Here is a 21,756-nt window from a genome sequence, read left to right as displayed (position 1 = left end):
GTTTAACGTATTATATTTTTACACTTTGATTCAATAAAAAAAGTATGAATCTTTTAGAAACAGAATTAGGAGAATTAAAAAGCGAATTGCTTGACATGACTCATCTTGTTAAGGAACAGATGGAAAAAAGCATAACTGCTTTCTATACATTTGATCACGATTTGGCAAAAGAAGTTTTAAAAAATGAAAAACGTGTTAATGGCATCGAATTAAAGATCGATAGTCGTTGCGAACATATTTTAGCCTTATTTAATCCTGTTGCCATCGACTTGCGATTTGTAGTTGCGTCTTTGAAAATGGTTTCAGATTTAGAACGTATTGGTGACAATGCAGAAGGTTTATGCAAGTTTTTATTAATGGCAGAAAAACCATTTGATGCAGCCTTGATTGAAAAAATGCGTTTCAAAGAAATGAATGACATCGTATTGGACATGTTGAATGTACTTTGCGAATCTTTTGAAACCGACAATACAAAATTGGCACGTACCGTCTTTTCTATGGATGAAGTATTGGATGATATAAACTCAAGCGCAAATGTTGCTTTAGCAGAATACATTCAATGTAATACAGATAAAGACAAAGTGATGCAGGCGATTTATTTGTTATCTATGATTCGCAAAACCGAACGTGTAGGCGATTACATTACAAATATTTCGGAGGAGATTATTTTTTATGTAAAAGCGAAAGTTTTAAAGCATAAGAAAAATAAAGAGTAAGGGAATAATAGCCATATATAGCATATGTAAAACCCACTATTTGGTGGGTTTTATTTTTTAACCCCATTATTTTGAAACCATGAAAAGAGAAATCCTTACCCTTCTTTTTTATAGTATCGTATTTTTTGCATCGGCTCAATCGAGCAGCAATATTCCTATACAAAAAAAATACAAAGAAACACTATTTCAATTTGCACCAAGAGTAGATTTGGCGTTTGATAAAATACGTTTGAATCTATATTTGGCTGGGGCTATCAATGCAGACCATGCTTACAAATCACTTGTTGAAAATAGGAAATGGTATTCACAACTTGGCCTAGACTTAGGTTTGTCAGAAAAGTGGTATGTGGGTATATCAAATAGAATAAATGGAGGTAGTACCGCAAAAAATAGTTACAATTATACAACAAAAGCATATGTTCAACATCGGGGAAAAATTAAAAGTTTACTTTTTTTAAAGGAGTTCATATATGAACAGTTTAATTATTCGAACAATACGCAAGTTCAGATTGGGCCCAATGGTACTTCTTATTCAAGAAGGCCTGCAATTGGAAGAATTGGTTTAGGCTTGGGGATTGGAAGGCATTTTAATGAAAATAAGTTTGCTGTATTTATTTCTTATAAAGCATTTGTACAAACAGATTATGGCGATAAACGGAATGAATTGTTTAAGAATCGGCTTATTGACTATACGAATGCACGAATTGATTTAGGCTATTTAGTGAATAAAACATGGTATGCAGGCATCTATATAAGTAGAGACACGTATTATTCATATATACCTGCATCGACACCGTATAATAGCAATACGATAACACCCATTGTTGGGCTGGCTTTCAATCTAATACTGCACTCTAAACGGACAATTGACAAACCATTGAACAGTTTTAGGTATTTTTATACCTATTAATAAAATTTTACAGCAAACTAAGATAATCCATTGGCTATTTTAGTAACTTTAACTGAATTCATACTCAATGTATATGATTAAATTATTGCTACAACTTTTCAAAACAGGAACTATTGTTGATACAGTTCAAGGGCTTTTTCAATCAAAAATTGAAAATATAAAAATGGATTTTTATAAGAAGCTTTCTAACGTGTTGGCGAGCATTGTACTCATTATTATTATATCATTCGTTGCTTTAATGATGATGCTATTTTTAGGGTTTGGACTAAGTTTTTATTTAAATATAGTATTAGAGAGTAGTTATTTGGGGTTCTTAATAGTTGGTGCTTTGTTTTTTATCGCCACATGGATGATGTCGTTTGCTATAAAAGCCGGCTTCTTGCATAAAACACTAAGAACGTTGCTATTGTTAATTCTTGATAATAAGAACGATTAAATATAAGGCGCTTTTCATGAGTTCAATATACAGGCAATTAACAGAAGATTCGGCACGTGGTAAAAAAACGTTTGCTGTATTAATTGATCCGGATAAATTAGAAGACAGTACTTTAAATAAGTTATTAGAGCTGTCAAAAACGTGTACAATCGATTACTTTTTTTTAGGAGGTAGTTTGTTGTCTAAGTATAATATTCCAGAAATCATTCAAAAAATAAAACAACGCTCTAACATACCTGTAATTTTATTTCCTGGAGGCTACCTTCAAGTAGAGCCAACGGCAGATGCAATTTTGTTGTTGTCATTAATTTCAGGCCGTAATGCAGATTATTTAATTGGGCAGCATGTTATAGCAGCACCATTAATTAAGCAAAGCAAATTAGAAGTGCTTTCAACAGGTTATTTGTTGGTTGATTGTGGTGCGCAAACTACGGCATCGTATATTAGCAATACAACACCTTTGCCTTACGATAAGCCATCCATTGCAGCAGCTACAGCAATGGCAGGAGAAATGTTGGGTTTGAAGTGCATGTATTTAGATGGCGGAAGTGGTGCAGCAAAACCTGTGAGTGCTGATATGATTGCTGCAGTAAAAAAAGCAATTAATAGTCCTTTAATTGTTGGCGGTGGCATAAATTCAGAAGAGAAAGTACTTCAAGCCTTGCACGCAGGTGCTGATGTAGTTGTTGTTGGAACAGGGATAGAAAAGGATCCAGAATTGATGGTTAAACTTTCTGATGTTGTACATAAGGCTAATAGCCAAACCGTAAAACAATAAAAGTCACCCATTGCTGAGTGACTTTCTTAAAAGGATAATACTTTTTAAAGCGTAAACATACTTATATATTCATCAACGATTCTCTGCGTCTCATTTTTCCTGCAGGTATACCAAACATCATTTTAAAACGACGACAGAAATACGCTGTATCTTTGTAGCCAACTTCACCGCCAATTTCGCGTATGCTTTTCTTAGAAGTTCTTAATAAATCAACTGCCTTTTCCATGCGTTGATATTCAATATAATCTTGAGGATTAATACCTGTCAACATTTTAAAATATTGACCTACGTAATCTTCGGAGACGTTTGCAACACCAGCCAAAACTTTGTTAGACAAATCACCACCAAGATATGATTTGATGTAAGCAAAAATATCTAAAAGACGTGGATCTTTAAAATACGTACTATTTGTTGCGAGTCTCTCAACAAATAAATTTTTTCTCAAGATAAAACGAATAATCTCTACAACAATACGATCTGTATTGATATTAATTACTCTGTCTTTCCCAGCTTCGTCCGTTAAATCTTCAACAACGGTATCCAATATAAATTGACTCAGCTTTGGGGTATCTGTAATGATGAAAGGCGGAATATCAAGTGAAGTAAAGAAGTTGACAGAGTCAAATACTTTTGCTTCAAAAGAAACGTAACTAAATGAATTTGGATCCGTGCCAATCAATGTAGGATCTACAACAGAGTTTAAAAATTTCTCTCTATTGGTTAGTAATTCTTCATTGGATAATTTAATTGCGTTCCCTGATCCGTAAGAGATAGAAACAGATCTTCCACCAGGTATAAAAAGCAATTCACCTTCTTTTACTTTAGTGCGTTCTTCACCAAAAGAAATTTCTCCTTTGTGAAGCAGTACAATCATATTACTAACATCGTAGTAATTATCTACCGTAAGTGATTGAACAATGCGAATGGATTTCGATTTGATGTAACGAACTCCAAGTGACTCAATGATTTTATTATAATCTTCCATGACAGTCCAAAATTTTGGATAATAACAAGAAAAGTGATTCGATAACTTTTCTTTTGTATTTGTACGAAACTAATATAAAAAACGAGCAAAGACAATAAAAATGTAAAAAATATAGCCAAAAATTAAACTTTAGTAAGTTTTGGCTAAAATTTTAAATTTATTCTAATATTATTATTTGAATAATTCCCTTCCAATCACCATTTTTTGGATCTCTGAGGTTCCCTCATAGATTTGAGTGATTTTTGCGTCCCGCATCATGCGTTCTACATGAAATTCTTTAACAAAACCATAACCACCATGAATTTGAACCGCTTCGATTGTGACATCCATTGCAACCTGTGAAGCAAACAACTTTGCCATTGCAGCGGCTTCCGTATAGTCTTTATGTTGATCCTTTAAGTAAGCAGCTTTCAATATGAGTAACCGTGCAGCATCAATTTTAGTAGCCATATCGGCTAATTTAAATTGAATGATTTGATGGTTAAATATTTCTGTACCAAATGATTTACGTTCATGAGAATAGGCTAATGCGCGTTCATATGCTCCCGATGCAATACCTAATGCCTGCGCTGCAATCCCAATACGTCCACCATTTAATGTTTGCATGGCAAATTTGAACCCGAACCCATCTTCACCAATTCTATTTGTTTTGGGTACTTTAACATCTGTAAACATTAATGAATGTGTGTCAGAGGCTCTAATACCCATTTTATTTTCTTTTTTGCCTATCACGAAACCTGGCGTGTCTTTCTCAACAATAAACACATTTATCCCTTTGTGTTTTAATTCGGGATGGGTTTGAGCAATTACTAAATAGATGGATGCGGTACTTCCGTTGGTAATCCAATTTTTGGTCCCGTTTAGAATATAATTATCGCCGTCTTCAATTGCAGTCGTGTGTTGTGAAGTAGCATCGGATCCAGCTTCAGGCTCGGACAAACAAAATGCTCCAATTAATTTGCCTGATGCTAGTGGAATTAAGTACTTCTGTTTCTGTTCTTCAGTGCCAAAATGTTCAATTCCCCAGCAAACCAAGGAGTTGTTTACAGACATGCATACACCTGTAGAAGCATCCACCTTACAAATTTCTTCCATTGCTAGCACATAGGAAACAGTGTCCATGCCCGCTCCACCATATTGCTCAGCAGTCATAATGCCCATCAAACCCAATTCGCCAAGTTTTTTTACTTCGTTGGTAGGGAATTTTTGTAATTCATCTCTTTCAATTACACCAGGCAATAATTCTGTTTGTGCAAAATCTCGTGCAGCAATTTGCACCGCTTTTTGTTCTTCGTTAAAGTCAAAGTTCATAATGTCTTCAGAATTGATTGGTAAATTAATGTACGATTAAATAATTCATTTGTTTGCCAATACATTTAGAAATGACAAATAAATTTTATAAATTAAATTAAATGAATACAAGGGAAATAATTTTATAACTATTAAATCACAATTTTATGAGCACTTTTGAACAAGACAACAAAACAGGTAAAAACCACGAAGGGGTTAATGCAAACTGGCCAGTTAAATATCTAACAGCTTCTTCTATTACAGGAGATGATGTGTTAAATGAAAAGGGTGAAAAGATTGGCGTTATAAAGGACGTTATGCTAGACATTCACAGGGGACTTATTGAATATGTAGTTGTTGAGTGTAGCGGTTTTTTAGGTTTTAATGATCGGTTTTTCGCATTGCCATTTGCCGTTTTTAGATTGAATCAAGCGAAGAGAGCCTTTGTTATTCACAACGGTTCGGATTTATTGAAAAAAGCACCAGGTTTTGATAAAGCACATTGGCCACTTACGAATAGCCACAACTATGCGGAGTCAAAAGGCTTTTGGGATAATAACTTTATGGGGCCAAGTGTAGGTATCCCATATTAATTATTAAAGAAATTCTACATAAAAAAAGCTCTGAATTTTTCAGAGCTTTTTTTATGTAGAAAAATCAACAAAAATTATTTGCCAATTTCTTCTATTTTTTCTTTAGCGTCATGTGCTTTGTCTTCAGCAGCATCACCTGCATTTTTGGTTGCATCCTTTACATTTTCACCAGCGTCTTCCATGTTTTCTTTGAATTTTTCAGTCGGTGTTTTTTCTTTACAAGAAGATACAGCTAAAGCAGCAACAGCTACAAATAAGATTAAATAAATGCGTTTCATAGAAAGATTGTTTTTAGTTTAATTATTAAGTTACAAAATATTTTAAAAAGAAAAAACCTTATCTACATAAATAATAGACAAGGTTTTTTCACTGAAATAAGATGTGCTACCTATTTTAATCGTTTTTACTGAGTCCTAAAAACATCATTACATAATAGAGTAATTGTGCAAATGCACCTATTGCGACTACAATGTATGAGCGAGCAGCCCATTTTAGCGCATCCTTCGCCATAGCATGTTCTTGACTATTTGTAATACCTCTACTTTCTATCCAAGCAAGCGCTCTATTACTAGCGTCAAACTCAACAGGCAAGGTAATCAATGCGAAAAGTGTTATAACCAAGTTGCAAGCAATAATCACAAGTAATACGTAGGGCAATGTTTGTGGACCAACCAACAACATACCTCCAAATATCATAACCATCATCAAAATATTTAATGCTTTAGCACTTATATTTTGAATCGGCACGAGGGTAGAGCGCAACTCTAACATGCTATATGCTTGAGCGTGTTGCAATGCATGTCCGCATTCATGTGCAGCTACAGCTGCCGATGCAGCACTTCTGCCAGCATACACGTCTGAGCTTAAATTTACTGTCTTATCGCTTGGGTTGTAATGATCCGTAAGCCTACCTTCCACAGAAATAACTTTTACATCATAAATGCGGTTGTCTCGTAGCATCTGTTCAGCCACTTCTTTGCCAGACATACCAGACAGAAGCGGTATTCTAGAATAAAGTTCAAATTTGTTTTTAAGTTTATTGCTTACATACCAACTCGCAAGCATTGTAGCAATACTTATTACGAAAATGATGGGAAACATACTTTTATTGGTTTAGACTGGTTTTGATTTTTTCAATGATTCCAGTAGTAGAATAGCCTTCAACTAAATCTATTGTTTTTACTGAACCTCCATGTTCCATTACAAAATCTGCACCAACTATTTTATCAATTGTGTAATCGCTTCCTTTTACTAAAACATCTGGCGATATGGCAGTAATGAGTTCTAAAGGTGTAGGTTCATCGAACAAAATGACAGCATCCGTACAAGCTAAAGCCGCAAGCATTCGAGCTCTCGCATATTCATTATTCAAGGGCCTTTCAGGGCCTTTTAATCGCTTTACAGAGGCGTCTGTATTCAAACCAACAACTAACTTACTTCCTAATCTTCTAGATTTTTCCAAATAATCTATGTGTCCAAGGTGAAGGATGTCAAAACACCCATTCGTAAAAACAACCTCACCCTCAAGCTTCCATTTTGCCACAAGAGCAGCGCCCTCATTTACGGATACAATTTTATCTGCTTGAACCATATTCATTTTCTTTTTTAAAAGGGCTATCTTTCTGTTCTGTATGTTCAGTATTTTTTCCAATCAACAAGGCTATTGCGAAACTTATTCCGCCTAAAATAATTACAGTTAACGTCTGGGAAGAGTGTAATATTAATGCATAAGAAACACCATCTTCTTGGTTCACACCATAAATTAACAATGCACTAGCAACTAAGTAATGGAAAGCGCCAATCCCACCTTGAACGGGTGCGGACATGCCTATTGAACCCAATACTAGAATTACAAGCCCAGCTAGTGGGCCTAAATGAGCTGTAGGAGCAAAAGCAAAGAAAACAACATAGGTCATAAAGTAGTAACATGTCCAAATTAAAATGGTATGAAACAAAAACAGCCATTTCTTTTCTAATTTTCGGATACTAATTACACCTTCCCAAACGCCACCTGCAAACATGTACGCTTTTTGGAAGAGGGTAATTTTTTTAATTTGATGGCGAAGGAACCAAAGCATAGCAAACGCCCCAATTGCAAAAATTCCCATAATGAGAAGAAAAAGATACATGTTTTCTAAACTTGAAAATAGGTGGGTAAATTTCTCTATAATTATTTCAGATAGAAATCCACTAATGCGATCAAATTCTAAAAAGAAAGCTGCGCCTAATAAAAGCACTAGAGCTAATAAATCGAATACACGTTCTGCAACAACACTTCCAAAAGTGGCATTGAAAGGTGCTTTGCTCATTTTATTCAACATGAGGCAACGCGCTACTTCACCGGCTCTTGGTAAAAACATATTAGCAAAATATCCCGACATAAGAGCCAAAATAGTTTTGTAAACACGTGGTTTAATATGTAATGGTTCTAACAATAAATTCCAACGTACTGCTCTTGACCAAAATGCAACAAGGGATATTAAAATGGATATACCAATCCAAAAGTAATCCGCTTTTAAAAAGTCTGATTTTACCTTTACAGCATCTATGTCTTTAATAACATACCAAAACAAGAAACCACCAAGTCCGAGCATGAGCACGTACTTAGTGGCATTTTTTAAAATTGATTGCATATGCGTTTAATTAAGTTTATTATTTTCATCTGGGAAAATAAGTGTCGGCTTCCATTTTTTTGCAAGCTCAAAATCCATAGAAGCGTAGGCGATAACGATTACCACATCACCAACTGCAACTTTACGGGCAGCTGGTCCATTCAAACAAATGACTCCGCTATTTTTTTCTCCTTTAATTACATACGTTTCAAAGCGCTCACCATTATTGATGTTAACGATTTGAACTTTTTCGTTCTCAATAATATTTGAAGCTTCCATAAGCGCTTCATCAATCGTAATACTTCCAACGTAATGTAATTCAGCTTGTGTAACTTTTACACGATGGATTTTCGATTTTAATACCTCTATATTCATGTGAATTTTTTAATCAATCAAAACTATGAAATAATAACAACATTATCGATAAGTCGAACCCCTTCGATATGGGCAGCAATACATATGGCAATACCTTCTTTCGTGTTAATGCTACTCAACGGCTCTAGAGTAGTGCTATTAACAATTTCAAGATACTCTAGTTCAATTCCGATTAATTTTTTTAAATAGTCTTTGCCTACATTTTGCGCTTTTTCCACTTGTTGCTCTCCCTGAATAATTGCTTCTTTAATATGTGAAAGTGCAATAAAAAGGTTTGAAGCTAACAATCTACCTTGTTCAGTCAATCGCATATTACGAGAAGACATCGCCAAACCATTAGACTCTCGTATAATGGGACAAGAAACAACTTGTATGGGGAAATTCAGTTCGCGTACGAGTTGATTTATTACGGCTACTTGCTGCAAATCTTTTTGTCCAAAATAGGCTTTGGTAGGGCTAACAGCATGAAATAATTTTGTAACAACAATTGCAACTCCACTAAAATGACCAGGGCGGTGTGCTCCCTCTAATATTCGATCCAGCGCGCCCATGTCAATTGATATTTGGGGCTTAATTGGGTAAAACTCCTGCACATCTGGCATAAATAAGATATCGCAACCAGCTTGTTCCATCATTAATATGTCTGCTTCATGTTGTATGGGGTATTTATTAAAATCATCTACATTATTGAACTGTAGTGGATTTACAAAAATACTTGCTATACATACTGCATTCTCATTTTTTGCTTGTTTAATGAGCGATATATGACCTTCGTGCAATGCGCCCATTGTAGGCACAAAACCGATAGACCTAGAATGCTGTTTTTCTTTATCTATATGAAGGCGTAAAGCCAGAATGGAACGGATACAAATCATTTGGGTGTAAAACTGCGCAATTTACTGCAAAAATCAAGGCGAAGTATTGTTTTTGACTTGAAATAGTGGTATTTTTTTCGTACTTTTGACCTGCCGTAATATGTCCGGTTTTATTTTCCATCTAAAAAAGGGTATATGTCTAAATTGAGAATCCTTTACGTTGCCAGCGAAATCAATCCCTTTTTACAGTATTCAGAAGTAGGTAAAATGTTGCGCAAACTTCCGCAAGCTATGCAAGAGCGTGGTTTAGAGGTGCGTATATTGATACCACGTTTTGGTTTGATTAACGAGCGTAAAAACCGTTTACATGAAGTAGTGCGACTTTCTGGGATTAACATTTCAGTAGGTGAAGAAGAAAAGCCACTTATTATTAAAGTTGCTTCTATCCCGAATGCAAAACTTCAGGTATACTTTATCGATAACGAAGACTATTTTCAAAGAAAATACGTTTTTCATGACAAAGCAAATAAATTCTACGACGACAATGACGAAAGAGCAATTTTCTTTTGCAAAGGCGTAATGGAAACGGTGAAAAAGTTAGGCTGGGCACCAGATATTGTTCATTGCAATGACTGGATGACAAGTTTAATACCTTTGTATTTAAAAACACGCTACAAGCAAGATCCAGTATTTAAAGATGCGAAATCTGTATTTACGGTTCATAACAATCCAATCAAATTTAAGTTTGGCAAAGATTTATTAAGCAAAGTAAAAATGCTTGATATTGAAGATAAAATGCTTACTAATTTGAATACAGGTGATTATGAAGGGTTTATTAAAATAGGCATGGAGTATGCAGATGCTGTAATCAGAACAGAATCGGATTATACGGATAGCATCAGTAAATTATTTGCTGAAACAGGAAAAAATAAAAAAGTTGAATTATTAGCTGCAACGGATGAAACTTTGGATGAAGAGAAATATTATAATTTTTACAATGAATTGGTTGGCTAATCCATACAAATCAATAGTTTCACTCATATGTTTATCATTATTAATCACCTCCTGTAAAAAGGAAGGTGATTTTAATTTAGGGGGTAATGATGGGTCTAATGTGGGAATGACTTTTACAGATACATTAACACTATTGAATGAAACGATTTTATTAAATGATTCCATTATTAGTGCAGAGCCTGCATATTTATCCTTTGGGGGGTATACAGATCCTGGAGCTACAGGAATAACTTTTGCAGAGGCATACACAACGCTCTCCTTACTACAAGAAAATAAAGATTATTCTGGAGCAACAATAGATTCAGCAGTTCTGTATATGAACTATTATTATGCATATGGTGATACATTAGCCGGTCAAGATTTTGCTGTCCATCAAATAGCTACACAGCTAGATGGATCTGTACCTTATCAACCAACAACCAGCTTTATTACATATGACCCCACAATCATTGGTTCGATAGATAATTTTAAAGGAATACCATCTAGCGCTAAAAATATACGTATTCCCTTGACATCTTCATTCGCATCTTCACTTCTTAGTTCTGCCGACGACAGAAGCAATGTAGATTTCAATAGCAACTTTTATGGCATCGTAATAAAAGCAAATAACAATAGCGCAAAAAATGTTGTTCGCGCCAATTTTACATTTGTAGATTATATAAATGCGCTGACACCATACACAAGATTAACAGTATATTTTAAAAGAGGCGCTGTGGGCGATTCGAGTGTGTTTTTACTCACTCAATATACGCCATCGTTTAATAAAGTTATTACTGACAGAAGTGCAACTCCGCTTTCATCTCTAATTAGCAATAACGATCGCATTTCGGCTTCCGCATTAAATAATAAATGCTATATACAAGCTGGCTCTGGTGTTGTAACAAAAGTAACAATGCCAAATTTGTTAAACTTTAAAACGATTGATGGCGCGTCTGTCATTATTAATAAAGCAACACTCATTATTCCTTTAGATGAAACAAGCCAAGCTAATAAATACGGTACAGTAAGTGACGTAGGTTTGTTAGAATTAAATCCTGACAATACATATAAATATAGAAATGGATATGTATCTTATATACAGTCAAACACACCAAACAATTCAGGCAACTATTACAATCAAGTTTGGGGATTAAGTGCTATAACTGGTGTTGATTATAGATTTGATATTACGCGTTATGTTCAATTCTTGGTAAATGGCCAGTATACAAATGATGGGTTTATTATTAACCCATATCAAAACTCTTTTTATGTGAATAGGGCAGTATTGAATGGCTCTAATGCAGTTAAAGATAAAATGCGTCTTGAAATATATTATACCAAGGTAAAATAGATAATAGTTATGTGTGGAATTGTTGCGTATGTAGGTCATCGGGAAGCATGTCCAATTATTATAAAAGGGCTCAAAAGACTTGAATATAGAGGGTATGATAGTGCAGGCATTGCATTGATGGCAGATCAATTGACCGTGTATAAGAAAAAAGGGAAAGTGAGCGAATTAGAAGCGTTCATACAAAACTTACCTATACATAGCAATATTGGTATTGGACATACACGTTGGGCAACCCACGGCGAACCAAATGATGTTAACGCACACCCCCACTACAGTTCAAATAAGGAGTTGGCGATTATTCACAACGGTATTATTGAAAACTATTCCTCTTTAAAAAAAGAATTACAATCTCGGGGTCATGTATTTTTAAGCGATACAGATTCTGAAGTATTTATACATTTGATTGAAGATGTAAAGCAAAATAACAATTGCACCTTGGATGAAGCAGTACGCTTGGCATTGTCAATGGTTGTTGGCGCTTATGCTATTGTTGTAATGAGTAATAACGATAAAGATATGCTCATTGCTGCTCGTAAGGGTAGCCCATTGGTTATAGGTATTGGTAAAAAGGAATTTTTTCTAGCATCAGATGCATCTCCTATTATCGAATACACCAATGATGTAGTTTACCTAAATGATTATGAAATAGCTATAATTGATAAAGGTGAATTGACAATTAAAAATATAAATGCTGTTAAACAAACACCCTACGTTCAACGATTAGATTTGGAGTTGGATCAAATTGAAAAAGGGGGGTATCCGCATTTCATGTTAAAAGAGATTTTTGAGCAGCCAAAATCCATTACAGATAGCATGCGTGGTAGAGTAAATGCATCCACGGGGCATTTACAATTAGGAGGTATTCTGCAATATTTAAATAAACTTATAAATGCAGAGCGTATCATTATCGTTGCATGCGGTACCTCATGGCACGCAGGCTTAGTTGCAGAGTATTTATTTGAAGACATAGCGCGCATTCCTGTAGAAGTTGAATATGCTTCTGAATTCAGATATAGAAACCCTATTATTAAAGAGGGCGATGTTGTAATTGCAATTTCTCAATCTGGCGAAACAGCCGATACGCTTGCAGCTATTGAACTAGCTAAATCTAAAGGTGCCGTAATATTTGGCGTTTGTAATGTTGTTGGATCTTCTATTTCTAGAGCATCACACGAAGGAGCTTATTTACATGCTGGTCCAGAGATAGGTGTAGCAAGTACAAAAGCATTTACAGCGCAAGTATCTGTATTGGCAATGATGGCAATAATTGTTGGAAATAAAAAAGGCACCATCACCGAAAGCCAATACATATCGCTATTGGCAGAGTTAGAAAATATTCCTGCGAAAGTAGAAAAAGCATTACAAAGCAATGATCAAATTATAAAGATTGCTGAGAAATTTAAAGATGCAAAAAACTTTTTGTATTTAGGTAGAGGGTACAACTTCCCTGTTGCCCTTGAAGGTGCGTTGAAATTAAAAGAAATTTCTTACATACATGCAGAAGGGTATCCAGCGGCAGAAATGAAACATGGTCCAATTGCATTGATAGATGAAAATATGCCTGTATGCGTTATCGCTCCACAAGATAACTCTTACGAAAAAATTGTTTCTAATATACAAGAAGTAAGAGCACGTAAAGGCAGGGTAATTGCTGTAGTTACTGAAGGAGATACACATATTGCTGAAATGGCCGAGTATACGATTGAAGTACCTGCAACACATGAAGCATTGATGCCATTATTGACAGTTATACCACTACAGTTGCTATCTTATCATATTGCAATTATGAGAGATTGCAATGTAGATCAACCAAGAAATTTAGCAAAATCGGTTACGGTAGAGTAGGTTTTATAGAAGATTTTATCCTATTAAAAAGGCTCGGGGACATTATGTTCACGAGCCTTTTTAATAGGATACTACTTTAAATCTATTCCGTCTCTGCTGTTTCTGTATAAAAATCTTTGTAGTGGGAAACGATGAAGCTATAAATGGCATCATAAAAAGCCGACAATTCCATTTCATCAAGTGCAATGGTAACCGTAGTTGTATTTTTAAAAAGAAGTTGCAAATTTTTTAAGAAGCCTTGAGCATCTTTTACGATACATATTTGAACAATTTTATTTACATCAAAATTGCCTTCTTTTGCATTGTTTTTGTATTCAATTTTATGATCCGTTAATACTAGAAAATCATTATAATTATTTATGCCTGAAATAAATTTTTCAACTATTGGCGGAATGATGCAAACAGCTGCCCATAATACAAATCTGAAAACATTGATTTCATATTCCAAAAAAACATAAATAAATATTGCAGGGATTGCGCAGTATATAAGGACTTGAGACTTTAACTTTTTTCTTTTATTTCTAAATACCAAACCGAAGGGAATTTCTTTTGCTTTAACAGGGAAGAGAAATTCTTCCCACATAATGATAGTCATGATAACAACTGCTAAACTTACTAAGAACATGCCAAAGTAAACATCTGGTCGATTATTTAGTGAGTGGAAAGGGGTGTCAAATACTTGAAGGGATAGTAGAAGAGCTATAAAAAATATAAGCATCAATAAACCGATGCTAAATTCTAAAGGGTATGTTGGTCTAATTAATTTTTTCATTGTATTTGAATTTTAATAATCTATTTTTGTACTTGATAGGTTCTTTTTTGATTATGCACTGGAGTTCTCAATAACCAAGGACGCTATTTACTGAAATTATTTTAATTATATTACACCAACATGCAATAATTTTTGAGATGAAATTAAAGGAATTTGAAATTATTTTTTTCTTTAGATTCTGAACAGTTTTCAATGGTACATTGCACGCATTCAAAATATAATTAGATTTAAGAAATTCAATTATATGTTTATTTAATTCATTTACAATTAGTTAAAGATAGGTTTCTTGCATAAAATTGAATTGTGCTGTCAGTAACTCAATCATTTATTTATAAAAAAATAAATTCCATAAAATAACTTTATTCCATTAATTTAATTCTCATTACCCTAAACGAACAAATAAATACAATATGAAAAAATTATTAATCCTATTGAGTTTAGCACTCTTATTGTGCGAAACCAGTTGCGAAGAACATGTCAAAGAAAAAGAAAAGATAAAGTTTTTAGTAACGAGCCCAATCCGTATGGATACAAGTACGACTAAAGAATATGTTTGTCAAATCAAAGCCATTAGGCATATTGAATTACGCGCACTTGAAAGAGGTTATTTGCAAGACTATTTTATAGATGAAGGAAAGTTCGTAAAACAAGGGACATTGATGTTTCAAATTTTGCCAGTACTTTATCAAGCGGATCAACAAAAGGCACTAGCAGAAATGAACTTTGCTGAGATTGAGTATCTCAATACCAAAGCACTTGCTGATAGCAATGTTGTTTCAAAAAATGAATTGTTAATGGCGAAAGCGAAGTTCGAAAGAGCAAAAGCAGAATTAAATTTAGCACAAGCGCATTTAAGCTTTGCTCAAATCAGAGCACCTTTTGATGGAATTATGAATCGATTGGAAGTTCGAAAAGGAAGTTTATTGGATGAGGGCGATTTGTTAACCTCACTTTCAGATATCAGTCAAATGTGGGTGTATTTTAATGTTCCCGAAGCAGAATATTTGGATTACAAAACCAACCTTATTAAAGATAGCAATATGAAGGTTGGCTTGGAAATGGCTAATAATAAAATGTTCAATCAAATTGGTGTGGTAGAAACAATCGAAGCGGACTTTAATAATGAAACTGGTAATCTTGCATTTCGTGCTACATTTCAAAACCCAGATAGATTGTTAAGACATGGTGAAACGGGCAATGTTATAGTAAACGTTCCATTTAAAGATGCTTTAATTATTCCTCAAAAAGCTACATTTGAAGTATTGAATACAAAGTATGTATATGTAGTAGATAAAGACAACGTATTAAAATCGAGAGAAATAACAATCAGCAATGAAATACCCAACCTATATGTTATTTCAAAAGGTTTAGTAGAAGGAGATAAGATTTTATTAGAAGGCTTACGTTTGGTTAGTGAAGATGATAAGATTGAATACGATTATAAAAAACCAAAGGATGTAATAAGAGATTTAAATATTCACGCAGAATAATTTCATTCGAAGTTTTTAAAAAAGCATAAAATGTTTCAACAATTTATACGTAGGCCAGCCTTAGCGATTGTTATATCGCTAGTGATTATGTTCATGGGTTTTCTGGCAATTAAAACACTACCCAAATCACAATATCCAGATATTGCACCACCTATGATTGTGGTGTATGCATCATATCCTGGTGCAAGTTCAACGGTACTTGCACAGTCCGTACTTATCCTCTTGGAACAATCAATTAATGGTGTTCCTGGAATGAAGTATATGTTTACTACAGGTGCGAGTTCGGGTGAAGCCAATTTGCAAATAGTTTTCAACCTTGGTACAGATCCCAATCAAGCATTGGTAAACGTACAAAATCGTCTGGAGCAGGTGAAGATGCGTCTTCCGCCGCTTGTACAACTTGAAGGTATAATTGTACAACGCTTAATGCCAAATATGTTGATGTATGTGAACGTGTATGGTAAAGATACTTCTAGAATTAACATGAAGTATATATTTAACTATACCTACATCAATATGTTGCCAGAGTTGCAACGTGTTGAAGGAGTTGCATTCGCTCGTATCATCGGTAGTCGTCAGTTCTCTATGCGTGTTTGGTTAGATCCAGATCGAATGCGAGCCTATAATGTATCCTCCGAAGAAGTAATGAAAGCGCTCGACGAGCAGAGCATCATTGGGTCTCCTGGTAGGATAGGCAGGGCAGATAGTAAAAAGTCTGAAGCAATTGAATATGTATTAACCTACCCTGGTAGATACTCGGAGGAAGCTCAGTATAGAGATGTCATTATCCGAGCAAATGAAAAAGGGGAAGTACTTCGATTGAAAGATATCGCAACTGTTGAGTTGGGTAGTGAATATTATGATATCTATTCGAATAAAGACGAATTCCCATCTGCTGCGATTACATTGAATCAAGCTCCTGGAAGTGATGCCACTATTGTTATTGAACGATTAAAAGTAAAATTAGAAGAGCTTAAAAAGGATTTTCCACCAGGTGTTGAATATGAAATCGCGTATGATGTATCTAGTTTCTTAGATGCATCTATTGAAGAAGTAATTCATACATTGAGAGATGCCTTTATATTGGTTTCCATAGTAGTATTTATATTTCTTGGAGATTGGCGTTCAACGCTTATTCCAGTACTAGCCGTTCCTGTTTCCTTAATTGGTGCATTCTTTATGATGCAAATATTTGGTTTGAATATAAACTTGATAACCTTGTTTGCACTCGTACTTGCTATCGGTATTGTTGTGGATGATGCGATTGTTGTAGTAGAAGCCGTGCACGCTAAAATGGAGGAGAAACATCTCTCACCTTTTTTAGCAGTAAAAGAAGTATTGGGAGAAATTAGTGGTGCCATTATCGCAATTACCTTATTAATGGTTTCAGTATTTGTGCCCGTAGCATTTATGACTGGTCCAGTAGGTATTTTCTTTAGACAGTTTGCAATCACAATGGCTTCGTCAATTGTAATTTCTGGTATTGTAGCACTTACGTTGACTCCTGTTTTATGTGCGATGATTCTTAAAAATACGCATGGGCAACCACGTAAGCGTAATTTATTAAATAGATTCTTAGATGGCTTCAACAGGCTATTTGATAAACTTACAGACAAATATATGTGGGTGCTTGGGTTTATCGCCCACAGAAAAATGGTAACAATTGGATTGTTAATACTATTTTCGGTTTTAACAGCCTTACTTACAAGATATTTACCTTCTGGTTTTGTTCCATCTGAAGATCAAGGGATGATTTATGCAGTGCTACAAACACCACCTGGATCTACACTTGAGAGAACATATGAGGTAAGCAGAGAACTTCAAGATAAAGTTAAAAAAATTGAAGGTGTTCGTTCTGTATCTGCATTGGCAGGGTATGAAATTTTAACACAAGGTAGAGGATCTAACTCAGGTACACTATTAATCAACTTAGAGCCTTGGCACGAACGTAAACACAATGTAAGAGAGATTACAGAAGAGTTAGAAAAGGTTAGAGAAAATATTCCGGGTGCAAAAATTGAATTTTTCGATCCTCCTGCAGTTCCTGGTTACGGTGCTGCTGGTGGTATTGGTCTTCAATTATTAGATAAAAACACCACCATTGATTACGATCGTTTGGATGGCGTAACAAAACAATTCATGAAAGATCTTGAGAAGAGAAAAGAAATTAGCGCTTTGTTTACGTTCTATAGAACGGATTATCCTCAATATGAATTGGAAATTGACAATCAATTGGCCATGCAAAAAGGTGTCTCTATTAAACGTGCCATGGACAATCTTTCCATCATGGTTGGTAGTACTTATGATATTGGTTTTATTAAATTTGGACGTTTCTTTAAGTTGTTTGTTCAAGCTGATCCATCATTTAGAAAATTACCTTCAGATATTTTAAAATTATATGTGAAAAGTGAAAATGGCGAAGAAGTACCTTATTCCTCTTTTATGAAAATTAAAAAGACACAAGGTATTTACGAAATCAATCGTTACAACATGTATACAACAGCATCTATTAGATGTTCTCCATCAGAAGGCTTTAGTAGTGGTGAAGCGATTACAGCAATTCAAGAAGTAGCAGCCGCTACATTACCTAAAGGTTATGACATTGATTGGTCTGGACTACAAAAGGATGAAGTTGCTCGTGGAAATGAAGCGGTTTATATTTTCTTAATTGTATTGATATTCGTGTATTTAGTTCTTGCTGCACAATACGAAAGCTTTTTATTACCATTGACAGTTATATTATCTCTTCCAGCGGGTATCTTTGGGGCCTTCCTATTTATTAAAGGATTTGGAATGGCAAATGATATCTATGGACAAGTAGCCTTGGTAATGCTAGTAGGTTTACTGGGTAAAAATGCCGTGTTGATTGTTGAATTTGCAATTATGAAAAATCAACAAGGTGCTACAGTATTAGAAGCAGCTATTGAAGGTGCAAGAGCTCGATTTAGACCAATCTTAATGACGTCATTTGCCTTTATTGCTGGAATGATTCCATTACTTCTGGCATCAGGACCTGGTGCAATTGGTAACAGAACTATTGGAGCAGCCTCTTTAGGCGGAATGTTCTTCGGTACTATTTTCGGCGTAATCATTGTACCTGGTTTATACTATATATTTGGTAGTATGTCAGAAGGACGTAAATTGATTAACGATGAAGATTTTAATCCTTTAAGCGAAGACAGCAATTATCATTCAGGTAACAATCATGATTCATCAAACAATCATCATGCATAAAACATATCTATATAAATTTATTGGTATAGCTATATTGACAATAGCTGTATGGGCTTGTACGCCAACATTAACGAAAAAGTCCGTTAATGATAATTTACCTTCGAAATATACAAACTTAGCAGATTCAACACATTTAAATTCAGCACAGTCATCAGATACACTGAATACTGTAGATGTTAGTTGGAAAAAATATTTCAAGGATGAAAATTTAGTTGCGCTTATCGATACTGCGCTTCAGAATAACCAGGAGCTAAACATTATTTTATACGAAATTAATGTAGCTCAAGCTGAAGTACGTGCACGTAAAGGACAGTATTTGCCATACGTAGACGGAGGTGTTGGTGCCGGTGTTGAAAAAGCAGGCAAGTATACTAGAACAGGCGCGGTTGATGACAACTTGGATATACAAAATGGGAAACGCATTCCAACTGTATTGCCGAATTATGTGGTAGGAGTAAATCTATCATGGGAAGTAGATATTTGGAAAAAATTACGCAATGCAAAAAAGGCAGCTGTACTGAGATATTTAGCAAGCGTCGAAGGCAGAAACTTTATGATTACCAATATCGTTGCTGAAATAGGCAGCACGTATTACGAGTTATTAGCTCTTGATAAAAAATTGGAAATCTTAAAAAAGAATATTGAAATTCAAAGCAATGCTCTTTCAATTGTACGAATGGAAAAGCAATCTGCAAAGGTAACGGAGCTGGCTGTTCGCAGGTTTGAAGCACAAGTACTGTATACAAGAAGTTTGCAATTTAAAATTCAGCAAGAAATTGTTGAAGCAGAGAATCATTTAAACTTCTTGATCGGGAGCTATCCAAAACCTATTAAACGCAACCCTGCTACATTTATTGATATTGTACATGATTCTATTTATGCAGGCGTTCCTTCTCAGTTGTTATCTAATAGATGGGATATTAAAAAAGCGGAGCATAATTTAGAAGCATCGAAATTGGATGTAAAAGTAGCAAAGGCAAACTTCTATCCAACCTTTAGAATTACAAGTGGTATTGGGCTAGAAGCATTTAACCCGAAGTTGGTAATTAGTAGTCCGGAGTCCATGTTGTTTTCATTAGCAGGTACTTTTGTTGGGCCACTTATAAATAGAAATGAGATTAAAGCGATGTATTTAACTGCAAATGCAAAACAATTGCAAGCGGCATACAACTACGAACGTACAATTTTGAATGCGTTTATTGAAGTTTCAAATCAAATGGCAAAAATTTCAAATCTTGGCAAAAGTTTCGAGTTACAAGATCAACAAGTAGAAGCATTAAATGAATCTGTTAATATTGCTAATAAACTTTTCATTTCTGCAAGAGCAGATTACATGGAAGTATTATTAACTCAGCGTGATGCATTAGAATCGAAAATGGAATTAGTTGAAACAAAAAAAGAACAATTGAAAGCTACTGTTTATTTCTACAGAGCGCTTGGCGGAGGTTGATATGTTTTGATACTTGATTTTATATCAATAAAGTCTTAAGCTGGAAGTTTTAATTTGATTGGGTAAGTTTAGGGTAACCAATCATTTTAGAGCTTCCAGTTTTTTTGTGCGTGTAATAGATATTTCAAAAGGAATTTAATAAAGGATGCTTTTGTCTTTTATTGAATAAATTGTATATTGAACGAAATAAAGGTATATGTTTTCAAAAGCGTGTGAATACGGAATAAGAGCAATAATCCATATTGCGGTTTTATCTCAGGATGAAAAGCGAGTAGGCTTGAAGGAGATTGCTAAAGAAATCGGTTCACCGGAAGCATTTACAGCGAAAATATTGCAGATCTTATCAAAGAATGATTTAGTAGAATCAACCAAAGGGCCAACCGGAGGGTTTGAGATGAGTGTGCAACAAATGAAAAAAATTAAATTAAGTGATGTTGTATTCGCAATTGATGGGGATTCTATCTACAAAGGCTGCGGCCTAGGTATGAAAGAATGTTCAGAAAAGCATCCATGTCCCGTACATGAAAAATTCAAAACAATCCGCAATGAATTGAAGAAGATGTTAGAGAATACTTCAATTTACAATTTGGCAATTGATCAAAAGAATGGTTTAACATTCCTTAAAAGATAATTGCTTAACTAATTTAAAGATATTAAGGTCTTTTATTCCTTATAATTAATTCATTCTAATTGAACGACACAAAAATGAATGCAAAGGAAATTATAAATCTAGCAGATATTAAATTATTGGTAGATGATTTTTATGATAAAGTAAAAATAGACCCACTGCTTGGTCCTGTATTTAATGGAGTATTGAAAGATCATTGGCCAGAACACATGGAGAAATTATATCGATTTTGGCAAACGATATTATTAGAAGAACATACCTATCATGGAAGCCCTTTTGTACCTCACGCACAATTACCCATTGAAAAAAAACATTTTGATCGATGGATTAAATTGTTTGAGGAAACGGTTGACGATCATTTTATAGGAGAAAAAGCAACTGAAGCAAAGTGGAGAGCAAATAAAATGGCTGAAATGTTTCAATATAGAATTGAACAAAATAGAGAAAATCCAGACAAGTCACTTTTTAGATAAAAAATAAAGT

At 34.6% G+C, this 21,756-nt stretch carries 23 protein-coding genes; 13 read left to right on the top strand and 10 right to left on the bottom strand.

Annotated elements, in window-relative coordinates:
* Positions 1-44 precede the first annotated feature (44 nt).
* From phoU to Q0543_RS04485, 4 genes are all read left to right on the top strand, one after another.
* Positions 45-716, top strand: a complete 672-nt coding sequence (phoU, locus tag Q0543_RS04500; protein WP_299249737.1) for a phosphate signaling complex protein PhoU — start codon at positions 45-47, stop codon at positions 714-716.
* A gap of 79 nt (positions 717-795) precedes the next feature.
* Complete coding sequence (locus tag Q0543_RS04495) at positions 796-1,626, top strand: hypothetical protein (protein WP_299249734.1); 831 nt, start codon at positions 796-798, stop codon at positions 1,624-1,626.
* A 73-nt stretch (positions 1,627-1,699) separates the two neighbouring features.
* On the top strand, positions 1,700-2,062 hold the full coding sequence (locus tag Q0543_RS04490; RefSeq protein ID WP_299249732.1) for a phage holin family protein: 363 nt from the start codon (positions 1,700-1,702) through the stop codon (positions 2,060-2,062).
* Positions 2,063-2,078: 16 nt separating this feature from the next.
* Positions 2,079-2,840, top strand: coding sequence for a geranylgeranylglyceryl/heptaprenylglyceryl phosphate synthase (locus tag Q0543_RS04485; RefSeq protein ID WP_299249729.1), 762 nt, complete (start codon positions 2,079-2,081; stop codon positions 2,838-2,840).
* Positions 2,841-2,901: 61 nt separating this feature from the next.
* Here Q0543_RS04485 and Q0543_RS04480 read toward each other — a convergent pair whose 3' ends face one another.
* Positions 2,902-3,825, bottom strand: coding sequence for an AraC family transcriptional regulator (locus Q0543_RS04480; RefSeq protein ID WP_299249727.1), 924 nt, complete (start codon positions 3,823-3,825; stop codon positions 2,902-2,904).
* A gap of 171 nt (positions 3,826-3,996) precedes the next feature.
* Positions 3,997-5,136 carry an acyl-CoA dehydrogenase gene (locus Q0543_RS04475; RefSeq protein WP_299249724.1) on the bottom strand — a complete coding sequence of 380 codons (1,140 nt, stop codon included), beginning with the start codon at positions 5,134-5,136 and terminating at the stop codon, positions 3,997-3,999.
* A 146-nt stretch (positions 5,137-5,282) separates the two neighbouring features.
* On the opposite strand from Q0543_RS04475, the gene Q0543_RS04470 reads away from it, so the two are divergent.
* The gene (locus tag Q0543_RS04470; RefSeq protein WP_299249721.1) at positions 5,283-5,708 is read left to right on the top strand and encodes a PRC-barrel domain-containing protein; all 426 of its coding nucleotides are present in this window, start codon (positions 5,283-5,285) and stop codon (positions 5,706-5,708) included.
* Positions 5,709-5,782: 74 nt separating this feature from the next.
* Here the strand turns inward: Q0543_RS04470 and Q0543_RS04465 are convergent, their stop codons facing one another.
* From Q0543_RS04465 to Q0543_RS04435, 7 genes are all read right to left on the bottom strand, one after another.
* Entirely contained in the window at positions 5,783-5,986 is a 204-nt protein-coding gene (locus Q0543_RS04465) for a hypothetical protein (RefSeq protein ID WP_299249719.1), read from the bottom strand.
* A 115-nt stretch (positions 5,987-6,101) separates the two neighbouring features.
* Positions 6,102-6,809, bottom strand: a complete 708-nt coding sequence (locus tag Q0543_RS04460; protein ID WP_299249716.1) for a zinc metallopeptidase — start codon at positions 6,807-6,809, stop codon at positions 6,102-6,104.
* Between the two features lie 4 nt (positions 6,810-6,813).
* Positions 6,814-7,299, bottom strand: coding sequence for a D-glycero-beta-D-manno-heptose 1-phosphate adenylyltransferase (rfaE2, locus tag Q0543_RS04455; protein WP_299249713.1), 486 nt, complete (start codon positions 7,297-7,299; stop codon positions 6,814-6,816).
* Positions 7,283-8,341 (bottom strand): lysylphosphatidylglycerol synthase transmembrane domain-containing protein, encoded by a 1,059-nt coding sequence (locus Q0543_RS04450; RefSeq protein WP_299249710.1) that lies wholly within the window; start codon positions 8,339-8,341, stop codon positions 7,283-7,285. The genes rfaE2 and Q0543_RS04450 overlap by 17 nt, the downstream gene beginning before the upstream one ends.
* A 6-nt stretch (positions 8,342-8,347) precedes the next feature.
* Positions 8,348-8,695, bottom strand: coding sequence for an aspartate 1-decarboxylase (gene panD / locus Q0543_RS04445; protein WP_299249707.1), 348 nt, complete (start codon positions 8,693-8,695; stop codon positions 8,348-8,350).
* A gap of 23 nt (positions 8,696-8,718) precedes the next feature.
* Positions 8,719-9,570, bottom strand: coding sequence for a pantoate--beta-alanine ligase (panC, locus tag Q0543_RS04440; RefSeq protein ID WP_299249704.1), 852 nt, complete (start codon positions 9,568-9,570; stop codon positions 8,719-8,721).
* The gene (locus Q0543_RS04435) at positions 9,524-9,691 is read right to left on the bottom strand and encodes a hypothetical protein (protein WP_299249702.1); all 168 of its coding nucleotides are present in this window, start codon (positions 9,689-9,691) and stop codon (positions 9,524-9,526) included. Before Q0543_RS04435 ends, panC begins: the two co-directional genes overlap by 47 nt.
* A 14-nt stretch (positions 9,692-9,705) precedes the next feature.
* Here Q0543_RS04435 and Q0543_RS04430 point away from each other — a divergent pair, with 14 nt between their 5' ends.
* The 3 genes from Q0543_RS04430 to glmS are packed head-to-tail and all read left to right on the top strand — an operon-like array spanning position 9,706 to position 13,699.
* On the top strand, positions 9,706-10,524 hold the full coding sequence (locus Q0543_RS04430) for a glycogen/starch synthase (protein WP_299249700.1): 819 nt from the start codon (positions 9,706-9,708) through the stop codon (positions 10,522-10,524).
* Positions 10,508-11,854 (top strand): DUF4270 family protein, encoded by a 1,347-nt coding sequence (locus Q0543_RS04425; protein ID WP_299249697.1) that lies wholly within the window; start codon positions 10,508-10,510, stop codon positions 11,852-11,854. Before Q0543_RS04430 ends, Q0543_RS04425 begins: the two co-directional genes overlap by 17 nt.
* Positions 11,855-11,863: 9 nt before the next feature.
* Positions 11,864-13,699: a glutamine--fructose-6-phosphate transaminase (isomerizing) gene (gene glmS, locus Q0543_RS04420; protein ID WP_299249694.1), complete on the top strand. Its 1,836-nt coding sequence runs from the start codon at positions 11,864-11,866 to the stop codon at positions 13,697-13,699.
* Positions 13,700-13,781: 82 nt separating this feature from the next.
* Here the strand turns inward: glmS and Q0543_RS04415 are convergent, their stop codons facing one another.
* Complete coding sequence (locus tag Q0543_RS04415) at positions 13,782-14,471, bottom strand: heavy metal transporter (RefSeq protein WP_299249691.1); 690 nt, start codon at positions 14,469-14,471, stop codon at positions 13,782-13,784.
* A gap of 410 nt (positions 14,472-14,881) precedes the next feature.
* Here Q0543_RS04415 and Q0543_RS04410 point away from each other — a divergent pair, with 410 nt between their 5' ends.
* The 5 genes from Q0543_RS04410 (at position 14,882) to Q0543_RS04390 (ending at position 21,746) form a co-directional block, all read left to right on the top strand.
* Positions 14,882-15,961 (top strand): efflux RND transporter periplasmic adaptor subunit, encoded by a 1,080-nt coding sequence (locus Q0543_RS04410; protein WP_299249688.1) that lies wholly within the window; start codon positions 14,882-14,884, stop codon positions 15,959-15,961.
* 30 nt (positions 15,962-15,991) lie between these two features.
* The gene (locus tag Q0543_RS04405) at positions 15,992-19,195 is read left to right on the top strand and encodes an efflux RND transporter permease subunit (RefSeq protein WP_299249685.1); all 3,204 of its coding nucleotides are present in this window, start codon (positions 15,992-15,994) and stop codon (positions 19,193-19,195) included.
* Positions 19,167-20,645: a TolC family protein gene (locus Q0543_RS04400; RefSeq protein WP_299249682.1), complete on the top strand. Its 1,479-nt coding sequence runs from the start codon at positions 19,167-19,169 to the stop codon at positions 20,643-20,645. The genes Q0543_RS04405 and Q0543_RS04400 overlap by 29 nt, the downstream gene beginning before the upstream one ends.
* Before the next feature lie 196 nt (positions 20,646-20,841).
* Complete coding sequence (locus Q0543_RS04395; protein ID WP_299249680.1) at positions 20,842-21,276, top strand: Rrf2 family transcriptional regulator; 435 nt, start codon at positions 20,842-20,844, stop codon at positions 21,274-21,276.
* A gap of 74 nt (positions 21,277-21,350) precedes the next feature.
* Positions 21,351-21,746: a group III truncated hemoglobin gene (locus Q0543_RS04390; protein WP_299249677.1), complete on the top strand. Its 396-nt coding sequence runs from the start codon at positions 21,351-21,353 to the stop codon at positions 21,744-21,746.
* Positions 21,747-21,756: the final 10 nt, after the last annotated feature.

The sequence above is a fragment of the uncultured Cytophaga sp. genome, assembly GCF_937863595.1.
Classification (GTDB): Bacteria; Bacteroidota; Bacteroidia; order Cytophagales; family Cytophagaceae; genus Cytophaga.
This window is presented reverse-complemented; position numbering and strand designations above follow the sequence as displayed.